At 69.5% G+C, this 23,995-nt stretch carries 21 protein-coding genes; 13 read left to right on the forward strand and 8 right to left on the reverse strand.

Going from position 1 to position 23,995, the window contains the following annotated elements:
- Nucleotides 1-4: 4 nt before the first annotated feature.
- Nucleotides 5-856: an alpha/beta fold hydrolase gene (locus tag ABEA24_RS23845; RefSeq protein ID WP_345433221.1), complete on the forward strand. Its 852-nt coding sequence runs from the start codon at nucleotides 5-7 to the stop codon at nucleotides 854-856.
- Between the two features lie 101 nt (nucleotides 857-957).
- Here ABEA24_RS23845 and ABEA24_RS23850 read toward each other — a convergent pair whose 3' ends face one another.
- Together ABEA24_RS23850 and ABEA24_RS23855 are read right to left on the reverse strand one after the other, a co-directional pair.
- A complete protein-coding gene (locus ABEA24_RS23850; RefSeq protein WP_345433223.1) occupies nucleotides 958-2,241 on the reverse strand; it encodes a flavin-dependent oxidoreductase in 1,284 nt (427 codons plus the stop codon).
- Between the two features lie 40 nt (nucleotides 2,242-2,281).
- Nucleotides 2,282-3,058 carry an ABC transporter ATP-binding protein gene (locus tag ABEA24_RS23855; protein WP_345433224.1) on the reverse strand — a complete coding sequence of 259 codons (777 nt, stop codon included), beginning with the start codon at nucleotides 3,056-3,058 and terminating at the stop codon, nucleotides 2,282-2,284.
- 349 nt (nucleotides 3,059-3,407) lie between these two features.
- Here ABEA24_RS23855 and ABEA24_RS23860 point away from each other — a divergent pair, with 349 nt between their 5' ends.
- From ABEA24_RS23860 to ABEA24_RS23870, 3 genes are read left to right on the forward strand one after another with little or no spacing between them, the layout of a single operon-like run.
- The gene (locus ABEA24_RS23860; protein ID WP_345433225.1) at nucleotides 3,408-4,379 is read left to right on the forward strand and encodes an ABC transporter substrate-binding protein; all 972 of its coding nucleotides are present in this window, start codon (nucleotides 3,408-3,410) and stop codon (nucleotides 4,377-4,379) included.
- 18 nt (nucleotides 4,380-4,397) lie between these two features.
- Nucleotides 4,398-5,255: an ABC transporter permease gene (locus ABEA24_RS23865; protein ID WP_345433226.1), complete on the forward strand. Its 858-nt coding sequence runs from the start codon at nucleotides 4,398-4,400 to the stop codon at nucleotides 5,253-5,255.
- Nucleotides 5,252-6,067 (forward strand): ABC transporter permease, encoded by an 816-nt coding sequence (locus ABEA24_RS23870; protein ID WP_345433227.1) that lies wholly within the window; start codon nucleotides 5,252-5,254, stop codon nucleotides 6,065-6,067. Before ABEA24_RS23865 ends, ABEA24_RS23870 begins: the two co-directional genes overlap by 4 nt.
- Before the next feature lie 6 nt (nucleotides 6,068-6,073).
- Here ABEA24_RS23870 and ABEA24_RS23875 read toward each other — a convergent pair whose 3' ends face one another.
- A complete protein-coding gene (locus ABEA24_RS23875) occupies nucleotides 6,074-7,078 on the reverse strand; it encodes a methyltransferase (protein WP_345433228.1) in 1,005 nt (334 codons plus the stop codon).
- A 486-nt stretch (nucleotides 7,079-7,564) separates the two neighbouring features.
- On the opposite strand from ABEA24_RS23875, the gene ABEA24_RS23880 reads away from it, so the two are divergent.
- The 8 genes from ABEA24_RS23880 to ABEA24_RS23915 all read left to right on the forward strand — a co-directional run bounded on the left by ABEA24_RS23880 (nucleotide 7,565) and on the right by ABEA24_RS23915 (nucleotide 15,637).
- The gene (locus ABEA24_RS23880; RefSeq protein ID WP_345433338.1) at nucleotides 7,565-10,384 is read left to right on the forward strand and encodes a sensor histidine kinase; all 2,820 of its coding nucleotides are present in this window, start codon (nucleotides 7,565-7,567) and stop codon (nucleotides 10,382-10,384) included.
- Nucleotides 10,381-10,782, forward strand: a complete 402-nt coding sequence (locus ABEA24_RS23885) for a roadblock/LC7 domain-containing protein (protein ID WP_345433229.1) — start codon at nucleotides 10,381-10,383, stop codon at nucleotides 10,780-10,782. Before ABEA24_RS23880 ends, ABEA24_RS23885 begins: the two co-directional genes overlap by 4 nt.
- Before the next feature lie 2 nt (nucleotides 10,783-10,784).
- Nucleotides 10,785-11,234: a DUF742 domain-containing protein gene (locus ABEA24_RS23890; RefSeq protein ID WP_345433230.1), complete on the forward strand. Its 450-nt coding sequence runs from the start codon at nucleotides 10,785-10,787 to the stop codon at nucleotides 11,232-11,234.
- A gap of 22 nt (nucleotides 11,235-11,256) precedes the next feature.
- Nucleotides 11,257-11,814, forward strand: a complete 558-nt coding sequence (locus ABEA24_RS23895; protein WP_345433231.1) for a GTP-binding protein — start codon at nucleotides 11,257-11,259, stop codon at nucleotides 11,812-11,814.
- Nucleotides 11,815-11,850: 36 nt separating this feature from the next.
- Nucleotides 11,851-12,627 carry an SGNH/GDSL hydrolase family protein gene (locus ABEA24_RS23900; protein WP_425551225.1) on the forward strand — a complete coding sequence of 259 codons (777 nt, stop codon included), beginning with the start codon at nucleotides 11,851-11,853 and terminating at the stop codon, nucleotides 12,625-12,627.
- 218 nt (nucleotides 12,628-12,845) lie between these two features.
- Nucleotides 12,846-13,847, forward strand: coding sequence for a LacI family DNA-binding transcriptional regulator (locus tag ABEA24_RS23905; RefSeq protein ID WP_345433233.1), 1,002 nt, complete (start codon nucleotides 12,846-12,848; stop codon nucleotides 13,845-13,847).
- 18 nt (nucleotides 13,848-13,865) lie between these two features.
- Complete coding sequence (locus ABEA24_RS23910; RefSeq protein WP_345433234.1) at nucleotides 13,866-14,621, forward strand: ATP-binding cassette domain-containing protein; 756 nt, start codon at nucleotides 13,866-13,868, stop codon at nucleotides 14,619-14,621.
- 5 nt (nucleotides 14,622-14,626) lie between these two features.
- Entirely contained in the window at nucleotides 14,627-15,637 is a 1,011-nt protein-coding gene (locus ABEA24_RS23915; RefSeq protein ID WP_345433339.1) for an ABC transporter permease, read from the forward strand.
- Nucleotides 15,638-15,708: 71 nt separating this feature from the next.
- On the opposite strand, the gene ABEA24_RS23920 is transcribed toward ABEA24_RS23915, so the two are convergent.
- Entirely contained in the window at nucleotides 15,709-16,914 is a 1,206-nt protein-coding gene (locus ABEA24_RS23920) for an RNA-guided endonuclease InsQ/TnpB family protein (protein ID WP_345433235.1), read from the reverse strand.
- Nucleotides 16,915-17,069: 155 nt separating this feature from the next.
- Between ABEA24_RS23920 and ABEA24_RS23925 the strand changes: the two genes are divergently transcribed.
- Complete coding sequence (locus ABEA24_RS23925) at nucleotides 17,070-18,038, forward strand: ABC transporter substrate-binding protein (RefSeq protein WP_345433236.1); 969 nt, start codon at nucleotides 17,070-17,072, stop codon at nucleotides 18,036-18,038.
- Between the two features lie 56 nt (nucleotides 18,039-18,094).
- On the opposite strand, the gene ABEA24_RS23930 is transcribed toward ABEA24_RS23925, so the two are convergent.
- From ABEA24_RS23930 to ABEA24_RS23945, 4 genes are all read right to left on the reverse strand, one after another.
- Nucleotides 18,095-19,063, reverse strand: a complete 969-nt coding sequence (locus ABEA24_RS23930; protein WP_345433237.1) for an ArsR/SmtB family transcription factor — start codon at nucleotides 19,061-19,063, stop codon at nucleotides 18,095-18,097.
- Nucleotides 19,064-19,280: 217 nt separating this feature from the next.
- Entirely contained in the window at nucleotides 19,281-19,817 is a 537-nt protein-coding gene (locus ABEA24_RS23935; protein WP_345433238.1) for a hypothetical protein, read from the reverse strand.
- Nucleotides 19,814-19,948 carry a hypothetical protein gene (locus ABEA24_RS23940; protein WP_345433239.1) on the reverse strand — a complete coding sequence of 45 codons (135 nt, stop codon included), beginning with the start codon at nucleotides 19,946-19,948 and terminating at the stop codon, nucleotides 19,814-19,816. The genes ABEA24_RS23935 and ABEA24_RS23940 overlap by 4 nt, the downstream gene beginning before the upstream one ends.
- 118 nt (nucleotides 19,949-20,066) lie before the next feature.
- Nucleotides 20,067-23,693: a WD40 repeat domain-containing serine/threonine protein kinase gene (locus ABEA24_RS23945; RefSeq protein ID WP_345433240.1), complete on the reverse strand. Its 3,627-nt coding sequence runs from the start codon at nucleotides 23,691-23,693 to the stop codon at nucleotides 20,067-20,069.
- Nucleotides 23,694-23,995 lie beyond the last annotated feature (302 nt).

The following is a 23,995-nucleotide window of genomic DNA, read 5'->3' on the forward strand; positions in this document are numbered from 1 at the left end:
GTCGATGAGTGGAGGATCATTGGGTGACTGGCGGCTGACCAGGACGTACCAGGCCGGCTCGGGGGAGGTCCACTGGGAACGGCTCGGCGATCGAGGAGGACTGCCCGTCGTGCTGCTGCACGGCACGCCCTTCTCCTCGTACGTCTGGCGCGGTGTCGCACGAGCGCTGGCACAGCGCCATGAGGTCTTCGTCTGGGACATGCCCGGCTACGGCGCCTCGGAGAAGGCCGAGGGACAGGACGTCTCGCTGGCCGCGCAGGGCGCGCTGTTCGCCGAGCTGCTGGCGCACTGGGGCCTCGACGAGCCGTTGGTGGTCGCGCACGACTTCGGCGGGACGGTCGCGATGCGGGCGCACCTGCTGCACGGCGCGCGCTATCGCGGGCTCGCCCTCGTCGACGCGCTCACGCTCACGCCCTGGGGGTCGCCCTTCTTCCGGCTCGTGGGGGAGCACTACAAGGTCTTCGAGCAGCTCCCGCCCGCACTGCACGGCGCGCTCGTGCGGGAGTACGTCGGCTCCGCGAGCGCGCGCGGCCTGCACCCGGACGTCCTGGAACGCCTCGTCGAGCCGTGGCTCGACGAGGACGGCCGGCCCGCGTTCTACCGCCAGATCGCGCAGGCCGACCAGCGGCACACCGCGGAGGTGCAGGACCGGTACGGCACCATCGACGTCCCGGTGCTGGTCTGCTGGGGCACCGACGACGCGTGGCTTCCGGTCGACCACGCCCACGAACTGGTCGCGCGCATCCCCGGCGCCCGGCTCCAGCTCGTCTCCGGAGCCGGACATCTGATCCAGGAGGACGCACCCGCCGAGCTCACCGCCGCGCTCGCCGGCTTCCTCCGCGACCTCGCCGGCTGACCCGGCCGTCACGGCTCGTACGCCCGCCGATCCGGCCGCCATCGCCGGTACGCCGTCCGTCCGGTACGTGGATGGACGGTCGTGGACCGGGTGTGCGCTGGTCAGCCGTTGATCGGGCTGACCGGGTCCCACGACTCCCGGCGGTTGAGGGCCTCGGCGTCCATGTCGGTCGTCTTCTGCCAGGCCTCGCGCACGCCGACGAGCTCCTCGGCGTCGAGAACGTCCTCGATCCGGGTGAACCCCTCGGGCGCGCGCTCGGCGATCAGTTCGAGCATGTGCTCCAGCGGCATGGCGCGGCAGGCCATCGCGACCGCGTTGGCCTCGGGCCGCCGTACGGTCTCGTACGAGCGCAGCCCGGCGACCGGGTCGGTCGCGAAGGAGGCCAGCTCGCGGGCGAGGATCCGGGCGTCCAGGATCGCCTGCGAGCCGCCGTTGGAACCGACCGGGTACATCGGGTGGGCGGCGTCACCGGCCAGTGTCACCCGGCCCCGGCTCCAGAACGGCAGCGGGTCGCGGTCGACCATCGGGTAGTCGAGGATCCACTCCGACCTCGACAGCAGCCCGGGCACGTCGAAGCCGTCGATGCGCCAGTCGGCGTAGTACGGGAGCACGTCCTCCAGCCGGCCCTCGCTCGTCCAGTTCGCCATGGTGCTCTCGGCCTCCGGGTTCGAGGAGACGCGGACCTCGGCCACCCAGTTCACGAGGGCGCGGCCACGTTCGGCCGCCGCCTTGGAGATCGGGTACAGGACCACGCGGCCGGTGCTGTGGGCGCCGACGACCAGCATGGTGTCACCGGTGAGGAACTCGTCGACCTCGGTGGCGCCGCGCCACATGCGGATGCCGTTCCACAGCGGTTCGCCCTCGTCCGGATGCAGCAGCCGCCGGACGGCGGAGAAGATGCCGTCCGCGCCGACCAGCACGTCCGCGCGAAGGGTGACGACGTCCCCGCCGGCGCGGTCGCGCAGCCGCGCGTCGATCCCCTCGGAGTCCTCCTCGTACGCCTCAAAGGAGAGCCCGGTCCGTACGGCGTCGTGGCCGAGCCGTTCGCGCACCGCGTCGAGGAGCAGCATCTGCAGCTCGCCGCGGTGGATCGAGTACTGCGGCCAGGCATACCCGGCGTGGTGGCCGCGCGGATATACCGCGATCCGGTTGCCGAACCGGTCCATCGTGATCATCTCGCGGGTCTGGATCCCGGTGGCCTCCAGCGCCTCGGCGAGCCCGAGCTCGGTCAGCTCACGTACGGCGTGCGGCTGCAGGTTGATGCCCACGCCGAGCGGCCCCAGCCGCGGCGCCGCCTCGACGACGCGTACACCGACGCCGGCCTTGTCCAGCGCGAGTGCGGTGGTCAGGCCGGCGATGCCCGCGCCCACGATCAGCACGTCCACGACAGTGCTCCTCCTGCGATGGCCCGGCCCTTCCGTCGTCTCAGCCGGTGCCGGACAGTGCCTGGCCGCGGACGAGACGGCCGACCTCCCCGCGCAGGTGCACGAACTCCGGGAGCTCCCGTGTCGTGATCTGGTCGCGGTCCTTGGGCAGGTCGACCGCCAGGTCGGCGACGATCCGGCCGGGTGAGGGGCTCATGACGATGACCCGGTCGCCGATGTACACGCTCTCGTCGATGTCGTGCGTGACGACGAGGATGGTCATGTCGGTGTCCCCGCGTACCCGCAGCAGGAGATCCTCCAGGTCCTCGCGCGTCTGCGCGTCGACCGACCCGAACGGCTCGTCCATGAGCAGCAGGGCCGGGCCGTAGGCGATGGCACGGGCGATGGCGACGCGCTGCTGCATTCCACCGGACAGCTGCCAGGGGTACTTGGCGGCGCTGTCGGCGAGGCCGACGGCGCCGAGCGCGTCGAGTGCGGCGGTGCGTCGGTCCGCGCGGCTCATTCTCCGCTGCCGGAGTGCGAACGTCACGTTGTCGCGGACGGACAGCCAGGGCAGGAGGGAGCGCGAGTAGTCCTGGAACACCACCGCGAGGTTGTCGGGCACGCCCCGCACCGGCACCCCCGACAGGAGGATCTCGCCGGAGGCGGGGGCGATAAGGCCCGCGATCGCCCGCAGCAATGTGGACTTCCCGCAGCCGGAGGTTCCGACGATGCTGACCAGTTCGCCTGCGGGAACCTCGAGAGATACGTCCTCAAGGGCCGTGTGAAGCTCCTGGGCGCGGCCGTAGGTGTGAGTTACCTTCAATACCTCGAGCACGATTGAGAATCCCACCAATTTAGATGCCGATGCGGCATGTTACAGCGGCGGCAGACGGAGTTGCACCCCTACGGCGGTATCCGTAACGAGTCACGACCGTGAATATCGGAGCCACTTGACGAAGCAGTCAAGTAACTCTGAGTCACTGATTCCCGTCGAACGGACAAAACGGACAAAACGGAAATAAGGGACATCGGGCTGTCTACTCTTGACCCTTGCAGTCATATCGATACCATCGCCCCGTCCTACCGTCGCTACGGTAAGCCTCCACCGCGCGGTCGCAAAGACCAGGCCGATCACAATGTGTAATGGGTCGCGGGCGGAGAGTCAGTAATCTCAAGGAGAATCAGTGGGCATTCGTCGATGGGCCTGCGTCGCATTCGGAATCGCAATTGCGGCGAGCATCGTCTCTGGATGCGGGGGATCGGATGACAAGAAGAGCGCGAGCGGACTCGAAAAGACAGAGCTCAAGGTGGGAACGCTTCCCATCGTTGATGACTCGCCGTTCTTCCTCGCTCTGAAGAACGGCTATTTCAAAGCGGAGGGCCTGAAGGTCACCCCCACGACCCTGGCAAATGGCGAAGAAGGCATCACGCGTCTTCAGTCGGGCGGCATCGACCTCGCGTGGAGCAGTTACCCGAACGCGATCATGGCGGTCGACAGCGGAAAGGTGCAGCTCCGTATCGTCGTCGACGGATACACGGCGACCAAGCACCTCTTCTCCGTGCTCGCCCTGCCGAAGTCGAAGATCAAGAAGCCGGCCGACCTCGTGAACAAGAAGGTCTCGGTCAACGGCCTGAAGGGCCTCGGCCCCCTGCTGCTCTCCTCCGCCCTGAAGACGGCCGGCGTCGACCCCAAGAGCGTCAAGATGGTCGCGGTCCCCTTCCCGCAGATGCCGGCGCAGCTGCAGGCCGGTGCGATCGACGCCGCGTGGATCACCGAGCCCTTCGTGACCCAGGCGTCCCAGCGGCTCGGGGCCACCGAGATCATCGACACCGCGACCGGGCCCGCGGACGGCCTGCCCATCGCGGGCTTCGTGTCCACGGCCGCGGGTGCGAAGAAGTACCCGAAGACCTTCGCGGCGTTCCAGCGGGCCATGGCCAAGGCGCAGGCGCTCGCCGCCAACCGCTCCCAGGTCGAGCAGATCCTGCCGACCTACATCAAGACCATCACGCCGCAGGTCGCCTCCACCATCACCATCGGCACCTTCCCCACGTCCCTCAACAAGGCGCGGCTGCAGCGGGTGCCCGACCTGATGCAGGAGTTCGGTCTGATCAGCAATCACCTCGACATGCAGACCATGCTGGTCCCGCAGTCGTAGCAGGCGATGGAAAGCTCAGTGGTCGAATCCGAGGTCGACGCTCCGGCCGGTTCACCGGATGACACCGTCGTGACCGGTCCTGCCCGCCAGGGCCGGTCGCGAGCCACCCGCGGAGTCCGGGGCGCCATCGGCGTCCTGGCCTTCCTCGTCATCTGGGAGATCATCGGCAGGGCAGGGATCGTCGACCGGACGTTCCTGCCGCCCTCCTCCGACGTGCTCTGGCGATTGGTGACGCTGTTCGGCGACGGTGGATTCCTCCAGGACATCGCGGCGACGCTGATGGCCTGGGGATCCGGTCTCCTCATCTCGACGCTGATCGCCGTTCCGGCGGGTCTGCTGCTCGGCAGCCTGCCCGGGATCAACTCCGCCGTGCGGGTGCTCGTGGAGTTCCTCCGGCCGATTCCCGGCGTGGCACTGATCCCGCTGGCGCTTCTCGTGATCCCCGATCAGGCGGACCTGGAGCGGTCGCTCGCGGTGTACGCGTCGATGTGGCCGATCATGATCAACGCCGTGTACGCGGTGGGCGAGGTGGATCCCGTCGCACGCGATATGGCGAAGTGCTTCGGCGTGGGGAGGCTCGGCATGCTGACCCGGGTCGCCCTGCCCAGCGTCGCGCCGTTCATCGCGACGGGCGTGCGGGTCGCGTCCGGCATCGCGTTGATCGTCATCGTCAGCACCGAGCTGATCGCGGGCGGTGGGGAGCACGGCCTCGGCATGTTCATCGTCAACGCGAGCGCCGACGCCGAGCACGGTGACCTGCTCTACGCGGGAGTCGCGGCCGTCGGGCTGCTCGGATTCGTGCTCGACGTCCTCATGCGCCAGGGAGAACGGAGACTCTTCCGATGGCACTACGCGCGGCAGGAGGGCTCTCGATGAGATCGGCGGGCCGGTCCCGGCCGGCGTCGTTCGGCCTGCGATGGGGCGTGTTCGTCGGCGCCGTCGTGGTGTGGCAGTTCGCCGTCCGGCTCATCGCCGAGGACAAGAGGGAGTTCTTCCCGCCGCCGACGGAGATCGGCAGGCGGATCGTCCACCTGTGGTTCGGCGGCCCCGCCGATCACCTGTTCCTGACGCACACGGCGACCGGGAACATCCTCCCCAGCCTCGCGCGGATGCTCGGGGGATGGGCGGGGGCGGTGGTGGTCGGCATCAGCCTGGGCCTTCTGCTCGGCCGATCCGAACGCGCGCACGACTACGTCGAACCCCTCATCCACTTCTTCCGGGCGCTCCCACCGCCGGCCCTCGTCCCGGTGTTCATCATCCTGTTCAAGCTCACGAACACCATGCGGGTCGCCGTGATCGTCTTCGGGGTGACGTGGCCCATCGTCCTCAACGCGATCGAGGGCGCCAGGTCGGTCGAGCCGGTGCTGCTGGAGACGGCGCGGGTCTTCCGGCTCGGTCCGATGGAGCGTCTGCGGCGGATCATTCTCCCGGCGGCCGGCCCGAAGATCTTCGCCGGATTGCGGGTCAGCCTCTCGATGGCGCTGATCCTCATGGTGGTCTCGGAGACGATCGGAAGCTTCGACGGGATCGGTTACAGCCTCTATCAGGCCAAGCAGTCGTACCTGCTGCCCGACATGTGGGCGTGGATCGTGCTGCTCGGCTTCCTGGGGTACGCCTTCAACACGACGCTGCTGTGGGCCGAACGCCGCGCGCTCGCCTGGCATCGCGGTGCGCGCGGCGTCGAGTGACCTCCGTCATCGCCTGCGGGCGACCAGCACCGCGGTGTCGGGCGGCAGCTCACGCTGCCCGGAGAGGTCGAAGCCCGCCTTGTCGAGCAACGTGCGGAACTCGGTCGCGGTGCGCTCGCGGCCGCCGAAGACCGCCAGCATGTTGATGTCGCTCGCCTGGGCGACCGACGGAGACCCGTCTTCCGGGATCAGGCGCTCCAGGACCAGCAGTGTCGCGTTCGCGTCCATGGCCGCGTGGCAGCGTTCGAGGATCCGGCCGCAGGTCTCGTCGTCCCAGTTGTGCAGGATCCGGGAGAGCGTGTAGACGTCGCCGCCCTCCGGCACGGCGTCGAGGAAGCTGCCGGCGACCAGTTCGCAGCGGTCGAGCACTCCCTGCGTCCGGAGGTTGTCGCGGGCCGCCTCGATCACGTGGCCGGCGTCGAGCAGGATCCCGCGCAGTTCGGGGACGGCGGTGAGGAGCGTGGCGAGAAGCGTGCCGTTGCCGCCGGCGACGTCGACCACCGTCTGTGCGCCGGAGAAGTCGTACTGCTCCGCGAGGTGGGCGAAGAACGAGCCGCCGGTCTGCATCTGCCGGTCGAAGCTACGGGCGATCTCGGGATGTTCGCCGATGTACTGATAGGCCTGCATCCCGAAAACGTGGTCGAAGGCGGTCTCTCCCGTTCGAACGGTGTGCAGCAATTCGGCGAACGCGCGGTAGTTGTACGTGCCGTACATCAGGGCCCGGTCCCGCGCGGAGCCGGGCACGTCCGAGCGCAGGAGCTCGCCCACCGGGGTGAGCCGGAAGCCACTGGCGTCATCGCCTGCGAAGACGCCGAGCGACACGAGGTAGCGGAGCACCCGGTGCAGGGAGTCGGCGTGAGCGCCTGTCGCGGCGGCCAGTTCCGCGCTGGTACGCGGGCCGTCGGTGAGGTGGTCCGCGACGCCGAGGGTGGCGACGGCGTACAGGGACTGGGTGACCCATGCGCCCTGCACAAGGCGCAGCATGACGGCCGAGGGATTTTCGGTGGACATATGACTCTCCGGAGCTGATCGATCACGAATATCAAGTGGGACTCCGGTCCCTTGCCGGGGAATCCGGGCCCCGGCCATGATGGCTGATCGTGAGTGTGTGATCCAGAGTTCCGGTCGGAGTGCGAGACTGTCCTCACATGCCCCAAAGTGGGACATCTGAGACGAAGGTTAATTTATCATGCAATATCCCGGTTTCGTTTGGTGCTAGCGACTACTTTGTGTTGCAATAACCGCTCTCGGTTGGTGAGTTCCCCCGCCCCCGCCGAGTGTGGCTAGCTCCACTTTTCCACAGCCATCTAACCCCGTGAGAGGCAGCGGAAGGCAGTGCGGACAGCGACGGAGAACGACCGCGACCCAGTGTCGGCGGTCCCTACTCCTCCGAACAGCGGAAACGCTGGCCAGCGCGAACGCTCGTCGTGGCGCCGGTTCAGGCTGCGTAATTGGCGCGTGTCGGTACGCCTCGTCGCGCTCATCGTCATTCCGACCATGGTGGCCGGTGTTCTCGCCGGCCTCCGAGTCGTGAGCGCCTTGAACAACGCAACGGCGTTCACTCGCATTGAACATTTGGCTACTCTCAGTGACAGAGTGAGCCGGTTGACACACGGACTTGAGGCCGAGCGTGACAGCGTGGCAATGTCCGTGTCAGCGAAGCACGGGCTGGACGAGGCGAACGTCCGCCAGGCCGTGCAGCAGGTCAATGCCGCGGTCGGCGCCGTACGGTCCGAGGCCGCCAACGTCGACGACTCCTACCCGGCGCGTGTGCACGACAAGGTGCGGGACATCCTGAACCGGCTGGACAAGCTTCCGGCGTTGCGTCAGATGACGGCCCAGACCCAGATGCCCGCCGACGTCACGATCGACAAGTACGGCCAGTTCATCACCGACCTGGTCGGCCTCGACGACGTGATCGCGCTGGGCACCACGGACCCCGACCTCGCCCAGGACGTCCGAGCCCTCGGATCGCTCTCCCGTGCGAAGGAGGACTCCTCCCGCGAGCGCGCGTACCTCGGCACCGCGATGCGCGCCCACCGATTCCTGCCGAGCGGGTTCGACGGGTTCCAGGCGGCGCGCGCCCAGCGCGACAGCGAGCTGGCGGCATTCGAGACCCTGGCCACGCCGACGGAGAACCAGCTGTACGCCGACACGGTCACCGGTCCGCAGGTGGACCGGGCCGAGTTCACCCGGCAGCAGGCCGTCAACAAGGTGCAGCAGTCGCCGGACCTGACGCTCAAGGGCTTCGACGGCCCGGTCGCGCAGCAGTGGTTCGACGACATGACCTTCCGGCTCGACCGGATGCGGGTCGTCGAGGACAGTGTCCTCAAGGGCGTCGTCGGTAAGAGCCGCGACCTCAAGGAGCAGGGTTACCGCTCCGCGGCGATCATCGGTGGCCTTCTGCTGCTCGTCCTGATCGTCGTCATCATCGCCACCGTCATCGTCGCCCAGTCCCTGGTCCGCCCGCTCCGGAGCCTTCGGGCCGGAGCGCTGGAGATCGCCGGCAGCCGGCTGCCGGATCTGGTGCGGCGACTGCGCGAGCCCGACGCGGGGAACGACCCGATCGAAGTCGAGCCGATCGCCGTGTTCACCGCGGATGAGATCGGCGAGGTCGCCCGGTCGTTCGACGAGGTCCACCGCGAGGCGGTCCGGCTGGCGTCCAACGAGGCGCTGCTCCGGGGCAACGTCAACGCGATGTTCGTCAACCTGTCGCGGCGCAGTCAGTCGCTGATCGAGCGCCAGCTGCGCCTGATCGAGGACCTGGAGCAGAGCGAGCAGGACTCCACCCGGCTGGAGGCCCTGTTCAAGCTGGACCACCTCGCGACCCGTATGCGGCGCAACGGTGAGAACCTCCTCGTCCTCGGCGGCCAGGAGCAGACCCGGCGGTGGAACAAGCCGGTCGCCCTGGTGGACATCGTCCGCGCGTCGCTGTCCGAGGTCGAGCAGTACGAACGGGTCACCCTGCGGATCCAGGACGACGTCTCGGTCGTCGGCCGCGTCGTCAACGACCTCGTGCACCTGGTGGCCGAGCTGGTGGAGAACTCCACCACGTTCTCCCCGGAGCACACGAAGGTCGCGGTCTCCGGCCACCTTCTCAGCGGCGGCGGCGCGATGCTCCAGATCTCCGACAACGGCGTCGGCATGTCGCCTGAGGAGCTGGAGGAGGCCAACTGGAAGCTGGCCAACCCGCCGACCATCGACGTCTCGATCTCCCGGCGGATGGGCCTGTACGTGGTCGGCCGGCTGGCCCAGCGGCACGGCATCCGGGTCGAGCTGCGCGCTGCCCTCTCGGGCGGCCTCACCGCGTTCGTGATCCTCCCCGCGAGCGCGATCACCCAGGACGGGAACCCGCCGACCACCCCCCGGCGTCTCGACTCGCCGGCGGAGGCGGCGGTCCGGCGACCGCTTGCGGCCGAGCCGCCCGCCGCACGCGGGTCACTGCCCCGGGGCGCGGAGCCGGTCGCCGCGGCGCCGGTACCGGACACTCCGTGGGAGCCCGCGCGGAACTTCGACATGGGCCGGGACGAGGCTGAGACCGCCCCGTTCGACAGTCAGCCGCCGCGCGTTCCGAGAGAGGCGCCGCGGAAGCCGGTCGAGCCACCCCGAAACCCGCCGGAACCGGTGTGGAATCCCCGGGAGACCGCACGGCCGCCGGCCGAGCCGGCTCGCAATCAGGCCGAGCCGCCCTCGGGGTCGCCGCTGCCCAAGCGCAAGCCGGTGAACACCTCGCCGCCGGGCAGGGGCGCCGCTCCGCCGGCGCCGGGCCGCTCGGGTCCCCCTGCGGGAGCGCCGTCCCGGCCAGGGCGGCCGCAGGACCCGCCGCTCCCCCCGGCGCGGCAGCCGGCTCGGCCATCGATGACGGGATCGACGCACGACGCGGGTCGTATGGGCGACGAGAACGGAGGACGTTCCCCTATCTTCGAGGCAATGCAGTCGGAATGGTTCCAACGCCGCAAGACAGGATCAATGGCCAGATCTGAGTCGACTCCTCCGCCGGAATGGTCCTCGCCAGCAGACGAGGGATTCCGCGCGGCGGAGACGGTGCGCGCCCCCGCGGTGGGTGGGAAGACCGCGGCCGGCCTGCCGAAACGGGTGCCCGGAAACAACCGGATCCCCGGATCGGTAGGCTCGGCGAGGCCGGCGCCACCACAGCCTCAGCAGTCGGTCCAGCAATCGGTCCAGCAACCGGCCCGGCCGGCCTTCCAGCCGCCGGAGGCCGAGACGGTACGGAACCGATTCTCCAGCTTCCAGCAGGGCGTACGCAGGGGTCGCGCCGCGATCCGGCCCGAAGATGATGAACGGGAGAACCAGTGAACAGCCGCCAGGATCTCAGTTGGCTGGTGACCACATTCGTCGAGCGCGTCCCACGTGTCGCGCACGCCGTCGTGGTGTCATCCGACGGCCTGCCGATGGCGTACTCCGAAGGATTCCCGGCCGACCGCGTCGACCAGCTCGCCGCGATCGCCTCCGGGTTGACCAGCCTCACGGCAGGTGCGGCGCGGATCTTCGAGGGCGGGGCGGTCACACAGACCCTCGTCGAGATGGAGCGCGGACTCCTCTTCGTGATGGCTATCAGTGACGGTTCGGTGCTCGGCGTCCTCGCCGCGCCCGACTGCGATATGGGATTGGTGGCCTACGAAATGGCACTGCTCGTCGAGCGCGTCGGCCGGGTGCTGACCCCGGCGCTGCGCGCGGAACCAGGGATCGGTTAAGGGTGGACGGCGGCCGGTACGGAAACCGGGACTTCGGCGCTTTCCAGGGGCCGGGGCCCGGACCGCACCACACCCCGCCGCCGGGGCCGCCCCCGCCGCCCTCGGAGACGGGAGAATCGAGCTCGCTGGTACGGCCGTACGCCGTCACCGGCGGGCGTACCAAGCCACGGTACGACCTGCCCATCGAGGCGTTGATCTCGGCGGCGCCGTACCCCCGCCGGGACATCACCACTCTCACCCCTGAATTCAAAGCCATCATCGATCTGTGCCGGAACTGGCGTTCGGTGGCGGAGGTGTCAGCGCTGCTGAGGTTGCCGCTCGGCGTCGCGCGTGTGCTCATCGCTGACATGGCACACGAAGGACTGGTGCGGGTGCACCAGTCCCCCTTCACCGAGGGACAGCCCGACCTCCAGCTGCTGGAAAGGGTTCTCGTTGGACTTCGCAAGCTCTAGTCCGGGCGCCGCCTCGCCCGGCATGACTTCCGTAAAGATCATCGTTGGAGGCGGCTTCGGCGTCGGGAAGACGACCTTCGTCGGCTCGGTCTCGGAGATCATGCCGCTGACGACCGAGGCCGTGATGACGTCGGCCAGCTCTGGGGTCGACGACCTTTCCGCGACGCCGGACAAGACGACCACCACGGTGGCCATGGACTTCGGCCGGGTCAGCCTCGATCAGGAACTCATCCTGTACCTGTTCGGCACGCCCGGCCAGCACCGGTTCTGGTTCATGTGGGACGACCTCGTGAAGGGCGCGATCGGCGCGGTCGTGCTCGTCGACACCCGTCGGCTGGCCGACGCCTTCCCGGCGGTCGACTACTTCGAGGAGTCGGGAATGCCGTTCGTCGTCGGCATCAACGGTTTCGACGGCGTCTACGGCCACGGCATCGAGGACGTACGGGAGGCGCTGACCATCGGGCCGCACGTCCCGATCATCACCTGCGACGCCCGGAACCGCGAGTCGACCAAGATGGCGCTCATCACGCTCGTCGAGCACGCCATGACCATGCGCGCGCGGATGCCCATCAACCACTGAACCCGGTTCGCCACCGGATAGCTGCATGTTGCATCATTGTCGGACGTGACTGAAGTTTCGACGTACACCTCCTATGTCGCCCTCGGCGACAGCTTCACGGAGGGCCTGGAGGATCCGGCCCCGGCCGCGGGCTACCGCGGCTGGGCCGACCGGCTCGCCGAGCACCTCGCCGCCGAAGGTCCCGGACTCCGCTACGCCAATCTCGCCGTGCGCGGCCGGCTGCTGCGGCAGATCGTCGACGAGCAGGTGCCCCGGGCGGTGGAGCTGCGGCCCGACCTGATCACGTTCGCCGGCGGAGGCAACGACCTGCTCCGCCCCGGCGCCGACCCGGACGCGCTCGCGGCGATGTTCGACGCCGCCGTCCGGCGGCTGCGCGGGACCGGCGCCGAGGTGCTGATCTTCACCGGCTTCGACCCCCGGGACGTGCCGGTCCTGCGCCGCATCCGCGGCAAGGCGGCCATGTTCAACCTGCACCTGCGCTCCATCGCCGACCGCCAGGACTGCCACCTCGTCGACCTCTGGTCGATGCGGCAGTTGCTCGACCCGCGCGCCTGGGCGCAGGACCGCATCCACCTGTCCCCGGAAGGGCACCGCCGGGTCGCCCTCGCCGCCTGCGAGGCGCTGGCCGTACCGGTGACGGGCGACTGGCGCGACCCCTGGCCGTCGGCGCCGCCGGTCGACTGGCTCACCTCCCGGCGGAACGACCTGCAGTGGGCCCGCGCGTACCTCGTGCCGTGGATCCAGCGGCGCCTGCAGGGCCGCTCGTCGGGCGACGAGGTCGCCGCCAAGCGGCCGGACCTGCTGCCCCTCTGAGCCGCGGCCGTACGAGCGGGCTCCCGGCGGCCGGTCTCGTACGGTCGGGGCTCGGGAACCGCGCGGATCAGGGAACCGCGCGGACGCTCCCGGCCACCCGGTCCGAGCCGATGTACGGATCGCCGCGATCATGGTGATCTTTTAGCCTCTGGCGGTCTTGACGCATGTGTCCGATGATGAGATGACAACGTTGTCGTCTTATTGGACCGAGGGGAAGCATGCGGCCGACCATGAGGGACGTCGCCCGGCGGGCCGGGGTGAGTCTCAAGACGGTGTCCCGCGTCGTCAACGGCGAGGTGGGCGTCCGGCCGGACACCGCGGAGAAGGTGAACGACGCCATCGCCGCGCTGGGGTTCCGCCGTAACGACATCGCGCGCGCCCTGCGCGGCGGGAAGCGGACCCGCAGTCTCGGGCTGGTCATCAAGGACGTCGCCAACCCCTTCTACTCGCAGATCGCGCGGGGCGTCGAGGAGGTGGCCCGCGCCCACGACCTGTTCGTGATCTCCGGGTGCTCCGACGAGGACCCCGCCCGCGAGCGGCACCTCATCCGCTCCCTGTGCGAGCGCCGCGTCGACGGGCTGCTCGTGGTGCCGTCCGCCGCCGACCACCGCTACCTGATCCCGGAGCTGAAGATGGGCACGGCGGCGGTCTTCATGGACCGTCCGCCCGAGGAGGCCATCCAGGCCGACGTCGTCCTCATCGACAACGTCGGGGGAGCGCGGGCCGGCGTCGAACACCTGATCGCGCACGGGCACCGCCGGATCGCCTGCCTCGCCGACCTGCCCGGCATCTTCACCGCCCGGGAACGCCGCCGCGGCTACGACGAGGCCCTCCTGGCCCACGGCATCGCGGTCGACGAGTCACTGGTCCGCCTCGGCCCGCACGACGTGGCCGGGGCGGAGGCCGCCACCGCCGAGCTGCTGGCCCTCGGCGACCCGCCGACCGCCGTGTTCACCGGCAACAACCGGCTGACCATCGGGGCGCTGCGCGCCATCCAGGCGGCCGGTTCGAGGACGGCCCTCGTCGGGTTCGACGACTTCGAGCTCGCCGACATGCTGGCCACGCCTGTGACCGTGGTGGCGCACTACCCGGCCGAGATGGGCCGCCGCGCCGCCGAACTGCTGTGCCGCCGCATGGACGGCGAGGACCTGCCGCCCCAGCGCGTGCTGCTGCCGACCCGCCTGATCGTCCGTGGCTCGGGGGAGTCGCCGCCGCTCTGACCACAGGAAGGTGCACCGTTGACCGAACCACTGCTGGAGGCACGGGGCGTCACCAAGCGCTTCGGCCACGTCCAGGCCCTGCGCGGGGCCGCCTTCACCGCCGATCGGGGTGAGGTCGTCGCCCTGATCGGCGACAACGGTGCCGGAAAGAGCACCCTGGTCAAGACGCTGTCCGGCGCGCTACGGCCGGACGCCGGGCAGATCCTCCTCGACGGCCGGCCCGTCGAGTTCGCGAGCCCGGTCGACGCGCAGCGGCGCGGCATCGAGACGGTCTACCAGGATCTCGCACTCGCCCACGACCTCGACGCGGCCGCCAACCTGTTCCTCGGGCGGGAGCTGACCCGCTTCCCGCTGCTGAACATCCTCGACCGGGGCGCGATGCGCCGGCGGGCGGCGGAGGCGTTCGACGAGCTCGGCATCCGGCTGCCCGACATGTCCGCGCCCGTACGGCAGCTGTCCGGCGGGCAGCGCCAGTGCGTCGCGGTGGCGCGGGCCGTCGCCTGGGCGTCGAAGGTGGTGTTCATGGACGAGCCGACGGCGGCCCTCGGCGTCGTCCAGCGCAAACAGGTGCTCGACCTGATCCGCCGCGTCCGCGACCGGGGCGTCACCGTGGTGCTGATCAGCCACAACATGCCCGAGGTGCTCGCGGTGGCCGACCGCGTGGAGGTGCTGCGGCTCGGCCGCCGTGTCGCCCGCCTCACCGCCGCCGACACCTCCGTCGAGGAGCTCGTCTCCGCGATGACCGGAGGTCTGGACCAGGGGGAGGCGGCGTGACTTCCATGACGGAGACGTACGACCCGGCCGAGGAGACTCGTCGGCGGGGTCCGGCGATCCTGCGCAGCAACACGCTGTGGACGCTCGCCGTCCTGGTCGCCCTGTTCGTGTTCTTCGCCGTGCTCAAACCGGCGGAGTTCGCGACGACCTTCAACATCCGCAACGTCCTCACCGAGTCGGCGATCCTGCTCGTGCTGGCGGTCGGGATGACGTACGTCATCGTGACGGCGGGGATCGACCTGTCCGTCGGCTCGGTCCTGGTGTTCTCGGGTGTCGTGGCGGCCAAGACGATGGTCGCGCTGGGCGGCACGACGGCGGGCTGGGGCGGGATCCTCCTCGGTGCGCTGGCCGGGATCGGCTGTGGCCTCGGCTGGGGGATCGTCAACGGCCTTCTCGTGACCAAGGCGAAGATCCCCTCCCTGATCGCGACGCTCGGCACGCTCGGCGTCTCCCTGGGGCTCGCCCAGGTCATCACCAACGGGAGCGACGTCAACCGGATCCCGTCCAAGCTCTCCAATGTGATCGGCTTCGGCCTCGTCGCCGGCGTGCCGTGGCTGGTGATCATCGCGGGCCTGATCGCGGTGCTGTTCGGCCTGCTGCTCTTCTTCTCCCGGTTCGGCCGGCACACGTACGCGATCGGCTCCAACGCCGAGGCGGCGCGGCGCGTCGGTATCAAGGTCGACCGGCATCTGATCAAGGTGTACGCGCTGTCGGGACTCCTGTCGGGCGTGGCGGGGGTGCTGTCCCTGGCGCACTACAGCACGACGACGATCGCCAGCCACACCTCCGACAACCTCGGCGCGATCGCCGCGGTCGTCATCGGCGGGGCGAGCCTGTTCGGCGGCGTCGGCGGGATCGGCGGGACCGTGATCGGCGTACTGATCCCCGGTGTCCTGCGCAACGGTCTCATCATCCTCGGGGCACAGCGGTTCTGGCTCGACGTGGCGGTCGGAGCCGTACTGGTCGTCGCCGTCTTCTTCGACCAGTTGCGCCGTCGGGCGCGAGAACGCGAATAGAGGGAGGTACTCGTTGACTTCCTTCCCCTTCTGAAGAAGGGGGAGCCCCATCGGCCTTGTGGCCGATCCGGCTATGCCGGGCGCCTCGCGGCGCGGGTTTCCTGGTTCAGCGCCGACTGCGGAAGGGAGGACCCTTGCCGTCTTACACCAGCTCCACAGGCATCACCGGGCTTGTGCCCGGCTACGGCTCGACCAGCCGCAAGGATGTTCTTGGCCGCGTTGATGTCCCGGTCGTGCCGGGTGCGGCAGCCCGGACACGTCCAGTGCCGGGTGGAAAGACTCAGCACCGCGAGCAGGTGCCCACAAGCCGAGCAGGTCTTGGAGGAGGGGTACCAGCGGTCGATGACGATGAGGGTGCGTCCGGCGCGTTCGGCCTTGTAGGCCAGTTGCCTGCGGAACTCCCCCCATCCCGCATCGCTGATCACGCGCGCCAGCGCGTGGTTCTTGACCATGTTGGTGACCGCGAGGTCTTCGATCACGATGGTGTCCGCCCGACGCACCAGGTTGGTACTGACGCGGTGCAGGAAGTCGTTCCGGGCGTTGCGGACCTTGCGGTGGGCGCGGGCCACCTTCGCCTTGGCCTTACGCCGGTTGGAGCTCCCGTGCTCGCGGCGGGCCATGCGCCGCTGGTAGCGGGCCAGGTTGCGGGCCTTGCGCTCCATGTGGCGGGGGTTGGCGATGCGTTCCCCGTCGCTGGTGACTGCGAAGTCCTTGATGCCGAGATCGATTCCGATCTCGTGCCCGGCATCGTCCATGGGGTCGGGCGCGTCGGTGTCGATGGCGAACGTGACGTACCAGCGGCCGTCCGGATCCCGGGAGATGACGACCGTGGTCGGGTTCAGTGCGGACACCTCGACGTCGTCGAAGGACCACACGAACCGGAGTGGTGTCGTGGTCTTGGCCATGTGAAGCTCGCCGTTCTTCATGCGGAACGCCGAGCGGGTGTAGTGCGCGGTCTGCCGGGCGTTGCGGTTCTTGAACCGTGGGTACTTCGCGCGACCGGCGAAGAAGTTCGCGAACGCCGCGTGCTGATGCCGCAGCGTCTGCTGCAACGGAACCGAGGACACCTCCGACAGAAACGCCAGGTCCTCGGTCTTCTTCCACGCGGTCAACGCGGCATCGGTCTGCTTGTAAGAGGTTTTCTTGCCCCGCTGATAGGCCGCGTGGCGTTCGGCGAGGGTCTTGTTCCACACGACACGCACACACCCGAACGTGCGGTTGAACACCGCCGCTTGTTCGAGGTCCGGGTAGGCCCGGCACTTGTACGCCGTCCGCATGACCGACACCTTACAACTGTCATACGACCGTGTAAGGCGAATGGGCGAATGTCGGCGGAGTCCGTTCTCAGGCCGTCTCGGCTATGCCAGGCCGTTCCTAACGGAGTCCGAATTCCTCCCCGGCCTGAAGGCCGGGACATCCACCGGAGGACTAGGTGAACAGGTACGTCGTCGTCGCATCGGTGCTCGCGCTGGCCGTGACCGGAGCCTGCGGCTCGGACTCCTCGTCCGGCGGCACGTCGGGCGGCGCCAAGAAGATCACCCTGATCCAGGGCATCGCGAACGAACCGTTCTACATCTCCATGTACTGCGGGGCGAAGGAGGAGGCGGCCAAACAGGGCGTCCAGCTCAGCGTTCAGGCCCCCGCGCAGTGGGACGTCGCGCAGCAGACCCAGGTCGTCACCTCGGTCGCGGCCTCCCGGCCCAAGGCGGTGCTGATCGCGCCTGTCGACAAGGACGCCATGGCCGGACCGATCCGGCAGCTCAATGGCAACGGCAGCAAGGTGATCTTCGTGGACACCGAGTTGTCCGACCAGTCCCTCGGCCTGTCCCGGATCTCCTCGGACAACAAGCTCGGCGGGCAGCTGGCCGCCCAGACGCTGGCCAAGCAGATCGGCGACAAGGGCAAGGTCGTCGTACTGGCTCCCAAGCAGGGCATCGCGACCACCGACGACCGGGTCGCCGGGTTCAAGGAGGAGATCGCCAAGCACCCGAACATCAAGCTCGTCTCGGAGCAGTACCCCGGGGACGAGGCGGGCAAGGCCACCGAGATCGTCAACGGCGAGCTGTCCAAGAACCCCGACCTGGCGGGCATCTTCGCGGCGAACCTCGTGACGGGGGAGGGCGCGGGGGCCGCGCTCAAGCAGGCCAAGAAAACCGGTGCGGTGAAGCTGGTCGAGTTCGACGCCAGCCCGAAGCAGGTCGAGGACCTGAAGGCCGGCACCATCCAGGCGCTGATCAGCCAGGAGCCGCTGGACATCGGCCGCCAGGGGATCGACCAGGCCGTCGCCGCCCTGGGCGGCAAGCCGGTCACCAAGCAGATCAAGACCCAGCTCGTGGCGGTCACCAAGGACAACGTCGACCAGCCCGACATCGCCAAGTACCTCTACAAGCAGAGCTGCTGAGAACCCGCCGGGCCGCTGCGGTCCGTCCGGCGTACCTCGGACGGACCGGGCGGCGCTCAGCTCGCGGAGTCGAGCAGGGCGACCGCGGCCGGTGTGGGGCTGTGCATCGCGTACGAGCCCATCCGCTGCGTCGTGATGAGCCCGGCCTCGCGGAGCACGGTCGCGTGCTGGCTCGCCGACGCGTTCGACACGCCGACGCGTGCCGCCAGCTGAGTGGTGGTGCACGCCTCGACGGCGAGAGTGGAGAGGATGACGGCCCGGGTACGGCCGAGCAGGGCGGCCAGGGACCCGGTCGACGCGCGCTCCGACTCCAGCGCGGACCGGGCGAGCTCCCGGGCGATCGGGAACACCAGGGTCGGCTGTGGCCCCGGGTCCTTCAGCATGATCGGGTCCTTCCAGCAGAAGTAGGACGGCACGAGGAGCAGTCCGCGCCGTTCCAGGTGCACGTCGCGATCGACCGGATAGGGCAGTTCGAGGACCGGCTGTTGCCAGCGAGCCTGCGGATGCAGTCCGGTCAGCAACCGGGTGACTCCGGTGTGCCGCAGCGTCCGGCCCCGAACGGCGAGATCCGCGTGCACCTGCCGGTCGATCCGCCGGGCGAACGGCGCCACGGCGACCCGGTGGTACTCGCGGATCGTCTCGGTGAGCCGCCGCAACGCCCGCCGTGATCCCTCGGCCAGGGCCTGGGCGTGGCTCGAGAGGGGACGTGCGGGGGGCAGCGCGGCGAGGTCGGCCCGGATCCGCGGCGCCGGGGTCGAGAGGATCCGTTCCAGTCCCTCATCCAGGCCGCCGGCGCCCGGCGTCAGGAAATCGGGGGAGTAGCCGCGCGGCGGTGCCAGCTCCAGTAGCAGGTGCGCCGACGCCGGGAACCGCGCGCGGACCTGCTGCCGCCACTGGTCGAAGACGGCGGATCCGTCCTGGTCGGCGAGCTTGTGGAGGCTCAGAAGCACGTCCCATGTCGGGTCGGAGCCCGTGGCGAGCCGAGTCCGGCCGATATCTTCCAGGGTGAAGTGAATCCGCAGCATAAGGTCCCCGTGTGGCCGCTGTGTCGTCGGGCGATATCTTGACGCCCGGCCTTCCGCGCCCGGTGCCGAAGTGTCCAGATCCGGCCACCGCTTCAAAAAAGTTAGAAACGTCCGACCCGGCGTGATCCATGGTTCCTCCTGGTCGGTGACTTGGAAGGCACTGTCACCGATGACTGACTCCCGGGACGCGGAGAATTCGTCGCTCAACGGCGGGCGGTCAGCCGTACCGTCGGCGGCGGACGGCGTACGCCACGGTGACGGCCGCCAGCAACGGCCCCCAGGCGACGAGCGGCAGGTAGCACGCGGCCATGATCACGGTCTTGGCTCCGTGCGGCATCTCCGGATCGCCGCCCGACGAGAAGCCGAAGACCAGCGGCGTCCAGATCCGCATCAAGGCGATCGACCCGAGCGCCGCCGGGATGATCGCCGCGAGCGGGTGGACTCGCCTGCCCCGCAGGAACGGCACCCACCGCGGCCAGACCTCGCCCCACGGCCGGACGAGGCCCATGCTGAGGAACGCCACCGCCTCGGACACGGCGGTCAGCGTGATGACGTACGGCAGCATGTACCAGGGGCCGTGCTGCGGATCCTGGGAGCCGGTGAACCCCGCCGGGAGGCCGAGCCCGAACAGGATCCGCCAGATCCCCGACGGAAGCGCGCACCACAGGGTCGCCTGCGCGGCCCAGTCGGCCCACCGCGGCACCTCGCCTCTGGTCCGGGGTGCGGCGTCGGCCGGCACCTCGACGGCGGTCATCGCACGCTCCCGGCGGTCCGGTCCGCGGCGGCGTGCCCGGGCTCGCCCGATCCGGTGGCCAGCATCGCTCCGGTGATCAGGGCCGCGAGTGCGGCGACCAGCGCCAGCTTGATCTTCAATTTCCGGGACATCGCGCACTCCCGCGTCGAGGGGTCGGTTCACGCGATCCACGATCCCGCCCGTCCTGGCCTCGGTGCCTCCCCCGTACGGGCCACCGACCTCCCCCGCGAGGGGTGACCGCTGCCCGGGTCAACAGGTCCGGCGGTACCCCGTCCCAGAGATGTAGGTCTTCCAGTCCGCCGAGGACAACGGTCCGAAGCCGCGACACAGCGCCGCTTTGATCTTGTCGGGCGCTATGAGGTGGGTGTGGAGGCGGCCCTCCCCATCGAGGGCGAGGACGGCCGAGCCGTCAGGGGTGAAGGCCAGTGTCTTGACGCCGCCGGCGGGGTCCGTGGAGCCGGTGAGCGGAAGTCCGTAGGCTCGTCCGTTCGCGACGTCCCACAGCCAGATCCGGCCTGCCGGGTCGGCGATGGCGAGCAGCCGCCCGTCGGGTGAGAACCTCATCCAGGTCACCAAATCCACGTCGAGGCGGACGTCGGACAGACGCCGGAGGGTCTTCCGGGCGTTCCAGAGCGAGATCATCGCGCCGAATTGGTGGTCCGCCAGGATCCCGTCCTTGCTGAGCGCCCGGGGCTTCAGCAGTCCGGTGCTCGGCGCGATCAGTCTTCTTCCGGTCGCGACGTCGATGACGCCTTGGTCCGGAGCGGGGATGACGGTCCGCCCGTCACGGCTGAAGAGGATCTGGGAGGTGTCATCAAGCTGGGATATCGCGACTGCCGGGCTCCTGTCCTGCCGCTGGCCGGTGGAGGTGGCACGAAGGGTTCCCGATCGCACGTCCCATAGTTCGAGCCGGGTCGTGTACCCGGCGAGCGTGACCACCGCCAGGGTCCGCCCGTCGGGCGAGAACGCGACGGGGGTCCGGCTGCTCAGTTTCCGGTGGGTCGTCAGGGTGGTCTTCCTGGCGGCGGAGGCGACGTCCCAGATCTCGATGTCCCCGTTCTCGCGGATGTTCGCCAGGAGCCGGCCGTCGTCGGACAACGCGTACAGACCGTCGCTGTTCGCTCTTGAGCGGCCGGTGACCGTGGGAGGAGTAAGCGGTAGTTCTCCCCGTCTGACCCGCTTGACGGGATCCCAGATCGCCATGCTGTGGTCCTCGAAGCCCTGGATGGCGAGGGTCGAGCCATCCGCACTCGTCACGGCCGTGTCGAAGTACCTGGGAGCGAGTTGGACCGGGTCGCCGAGTGCGCCGAGGGACAGGACCGTGGCGCCGTCGAACACGCAGCGGAGCGTGCGATCGCCCGGGCCGAAGGCGAAATCGCCAGTGGTGCAGTGGTCGCTGGGGTAAGACAAGATCGGCTCATCCTGGGCACCGTCGGCGTTCCAGATCGTGCTGCCCATGTTCACGTACCCGCCGTCGGAGCTGAAGCCGAGTTGGCCGGTCGTGCCGGACGGGATCGTGCGCCAGGCCACTCCGGGGGCGGGGGCGTACGTATCGACGTCGATGCGGGCGTTCCCATCGACCTTGCCGAGTTGGACGATCGCCAGCCGGTTGCCGTGCGGACGCACCGCGAGGCGTCTGCCGTCGGGACTGACGCCCAGATCGACGATCTCTGCCTTACTCAGCCGGATCAGTGGCCGGGATGCCTTCTTCCCCGTGTCGAGGTCCCAGGACTCCACCGACGCCCCGTGCGCGCGAATCAGGTGCTTTCCGTCAGGGGTGAAGACCGCCGTGCTCTGGCCCGGCACGAGCAGGTGCGGGATCTCCAGGACGGGCTTGCCGGTAGCGGTGTTCCACACCTTCACCTTGTCGGGCTTCCACTCGACGCTCAGCAGGCGGGTACCCGTCGGATTGAGCACCGCGTACGGCTCGGGGACGTGGAACGTCACCGGCCAGGGCCGACCGCTCGTCGTGTCCCAGATGCCGACGGTGCCGTCCTGCCGGACCACCGACACGGCCTTGCCGTCGTCCGTGAGCGACACGATTCTGGTGGCCCCTGAATCCGTGATCGGCGTCCCGGTCAGGGGGATGGTGCGCGTCACCTTGTGCGCGTCCACGTCGACGATCTTCAGTTCGTTGCCCAGGGCGTGGGCGGCGACCGCGATGTGGCCGGTCCGGTCCTGGGTCCACTCCCAGTTCCCCTCGACTCCTGGAGGGCGGTAGTCGTCATACTCCGGCTGGCTGTACAGCGTGACCAGGGCGTTCCGGGCCTCGGGCCCGTCGGGTGCCAGGCTCGCCGCGGCGATGGCGAGTCGTTTGGCGGTCGCCGGGTCGACGTGGCGCATCGTGGTGGCGAGGGTCGCGACCTGAGCGCCGACGGCCTCGTCGCGCTGTCTGGAGATGGTGCGGTTCTTGTCGGCCAGGTTCTGGCCCTGGACGATCGCGATGGCCGCCGTCGTGGTGGCGATGACGAGAAGGACCGCCAGCGCCGCGCTCAGCAGGGTGCGGTTACGTCTTTTACGTCGCGCGGCACGCAGCGAGTGGTCGATGAAGGAGCGCTCGAGGAGGTTCAGCGGGACGTGCTGGCGGCCCGCCACGGCCCGCGTGACGGCCTCGTCGAGCGGCGTGCCCTGGAGGAGATCACCGCCCTTGCGGCCGTGGCCGTTCCAGCGCCGTGCGGCGTCGGCGAGCCCGTGGTGGACGTCCAGGACGTCGCGTTCGTCCGCCACCCAGTCGCGCAGCCGGGGCCAGGCGCGCACCAGCGCGGGGGTGGCGAGGGTGAACACCTCGCCGTCACGTACCAGCAGGCCGGCCTCGCACAGCCCGTCGAGGACCTGCTGGGCGACCCGCTCGGAGGTCTCGGCGTCCTGGAACTCCTCGAAGGCGACCTTGCGGAGCGTGTCCCGCGCGTCGGAGGACGCGGCGACCATCCGGAGCAGCACGCGCGGCACCGCTGCCTGGGCGTCCGGTTCGAGGCGGGCGTAGGCGCGCTCGGCGGCCTTGGCCAGGGACGGCGGGATGGAGGCGGCCGGCAGACCGCCGGCGGCCCGTTCGCCCGCCTCGAGCGGAGCGTTCCCGGCCTCGCCGCCGATCAGGCCCTCCAGCAGTGCGCGCGCGGTGGGACGCGCCGCCGGATCCCGGGACAGCGCTCCCTTCACCAGGGAGCGCAGCGGCTCTGACAGCACGTCGAGTTCGGGCTCGTGGTTGAGGATCTGGTCGATCAGTGACGGCATGTTCTCGCCGTCGAACGGCGGCCTGCCCGTCGCGGCGAACAGCACGATCGCGCCCCACGCCCACACGTCGACGGCGGGCGAGGCGCGGTGCCCCTGGTAGAGCTCCGGGGCCATCCACCGCGGGGTGCCCTTCAGCTCTCCGGACGCGCTCCGAGTCATCTCCTCGGTGCGCGCGATGCCGAAGTCGATGACGCGGGGGCCGTCGGGACCGAGCAGCACGTTCGCCGGCTTAAGGTCCCGGTGCGTCACCCCCGCCTGGTGGATGGACGACAGCGCGGTCGCGATGCCGACCGCCAGGCGGAACAGCTCGTCGGGGACGTACGGCCCGTTCTGCTCCATCCGGCTGTGCAGGTCCGGGCCGGGCACATACTCGCTGACCAGGTACGGCGGCACATGATCGAGGCCGGTCTCGATGATCCGCGCGGTGCAGTAGGACGCCACCCGGTCGAGCGCCTCCACCTCACGGCGCAACTGGCCACGGTAGGCGTCGGTGAGGAAGTCGCCGTGCAGGGCCTTGATCGCCACCCGGCCGCCCGCGCTGTCATACCCCTCGTAGACGACACCCTGAGCGCCGGCGCCGAGCCGCCCCGCGAGCCAGTAGGAGCCGAGTTGCCGGGGGTCGCCGGAGAGCAGGGGTCCAACCATCGCCACGCCTCGTCTCGCCAAGTAGCGGTCGTCTACAAATAGACGCTAGCGTTCGCATGGCGGTTTCTCGCGGATCGGCGCCGGCGCCGGGGGACGGGCCGGATCCATCATCCGGCAGAGCCCGGATCGAGGACACGAAGCCGGTTGACCGCGGTGGGCGCGCATGTTTCGTTGTCATTGGTCACCGAGACCGGTTCCACCACTCGACGTCCGCCATGGCGGGCCGGACGGCCGGGCCGCCATGGGCAGAGCCCCCTCGGTCCTCCGCCCAGTGTCACTCGCACGAGAAAGACGACGGATCG

Origin of the sequence: Actinoallomurus vinaceus (assembly GCF_039542055.1) — a bacterium.
In the GTDB taxonomy this organism is placed as follows: Bacteria; Actinomycetota; Actinomycetes; order Streptosporangiales; family Streptosporangiaceae; genus Actinoallomurus; species Actinoallomurus vinaceus.

What these genes read in the sequence shown, in the direction of transcription:
- ABEA24_RS23845 (WP_345433221.1), top strand. Translation starts at nt 5, where the DNA reads ATGAGTGGAGGATCATTGGGTGACTGGCGGCTGACCAGGACGTACCAG.
- ABEA24_RS23870 (WP_345433227.1), top strand. Translation starts at nt 5,252, where the DNA reads ATGAGATCGGCGGGCCGGTCCCGGCCGGCGTCGTTCGGCCTGCGATGG.
- ABEA24_RS23875 (WP_345433228.1), bottom strand. Translation starts at nt 7,078, where the DNA reads ATGTCCACCGAAAATCCCTCGGCCGTCATGCTGCGCCTTGTGCAGGGC.
- ABEA24_RS23880 (WP_345433338.1), top strand. Translation starts at nt 7,565, where the DNA reads ATGGTGGCCGGTGTTCTCGCCGGCCTCCGAGTCGTGAGCGCCTTGAAC.
- ABEA24_RS23895 (WP_345433231.1), top strand. Translation starts at nt 11,257, where the DNA reads ATGACTTCCGTAAAGATCATCGTTGGAGGCGGCTTCGGCGTCGGGAAG.
- ABEA24_RS23905 (WP_345433233.1), top strand. Translation starts at nt 12,846, where the DNA reads ATGCGGCCGACCATGAGGGACGTCGCCCGGCGGGCCGGGGTGAGTCTC.
- ABEA24_RS23915 (WP_345433339.1), top strand. Translation starts at nt 14,627, where the DNA reads ATGACGGAGACGTACGACCCGGCCGAGGAGACTCGTCGGCGGGGTCCG.
- ABEA24_RS23920 (WP_345433235.1), bottom strand. Translation starts at nt 16,914, where the DNA reads ATGCGGACGGCGTACAAGTGCCGGGCCTACCCGGACCTCGAACAAGCG.
- ABEA24_RS23930 (WP_345433237.1), bottom strand. Translation starts at nt 19,063, where the DNA reads ATGCTGCGGATTCACTTCACCCTGGAAGATATCGGCCGGACTCGGCTC.
- ABEA24_RS23935 (WP_345433238.1), bottom strand. Translation starts at nt 19,817, where the DNA reads ATGACCGCCGTCGAGGTGCCGGCCGACGCCGCACCCCGGACCAGAGGC.
- ABEA24_RS23940 (WP_345433239.1), bottom strand. Translation starts at nt 19,948, where the DNA reads ATGTCCCGGAAATTGAAGATCAAGCTGGCGCTGGTCGCCGCACTCGCG.
- ABEA24_RS23945 (WP_345433240.1), bottom strand. Translation starts at nt 23,693, where the DNA reads ATGGTTGGACCCCTGCTCTCCGGCGACCCCCGGCAACTCGGCTCCTAC.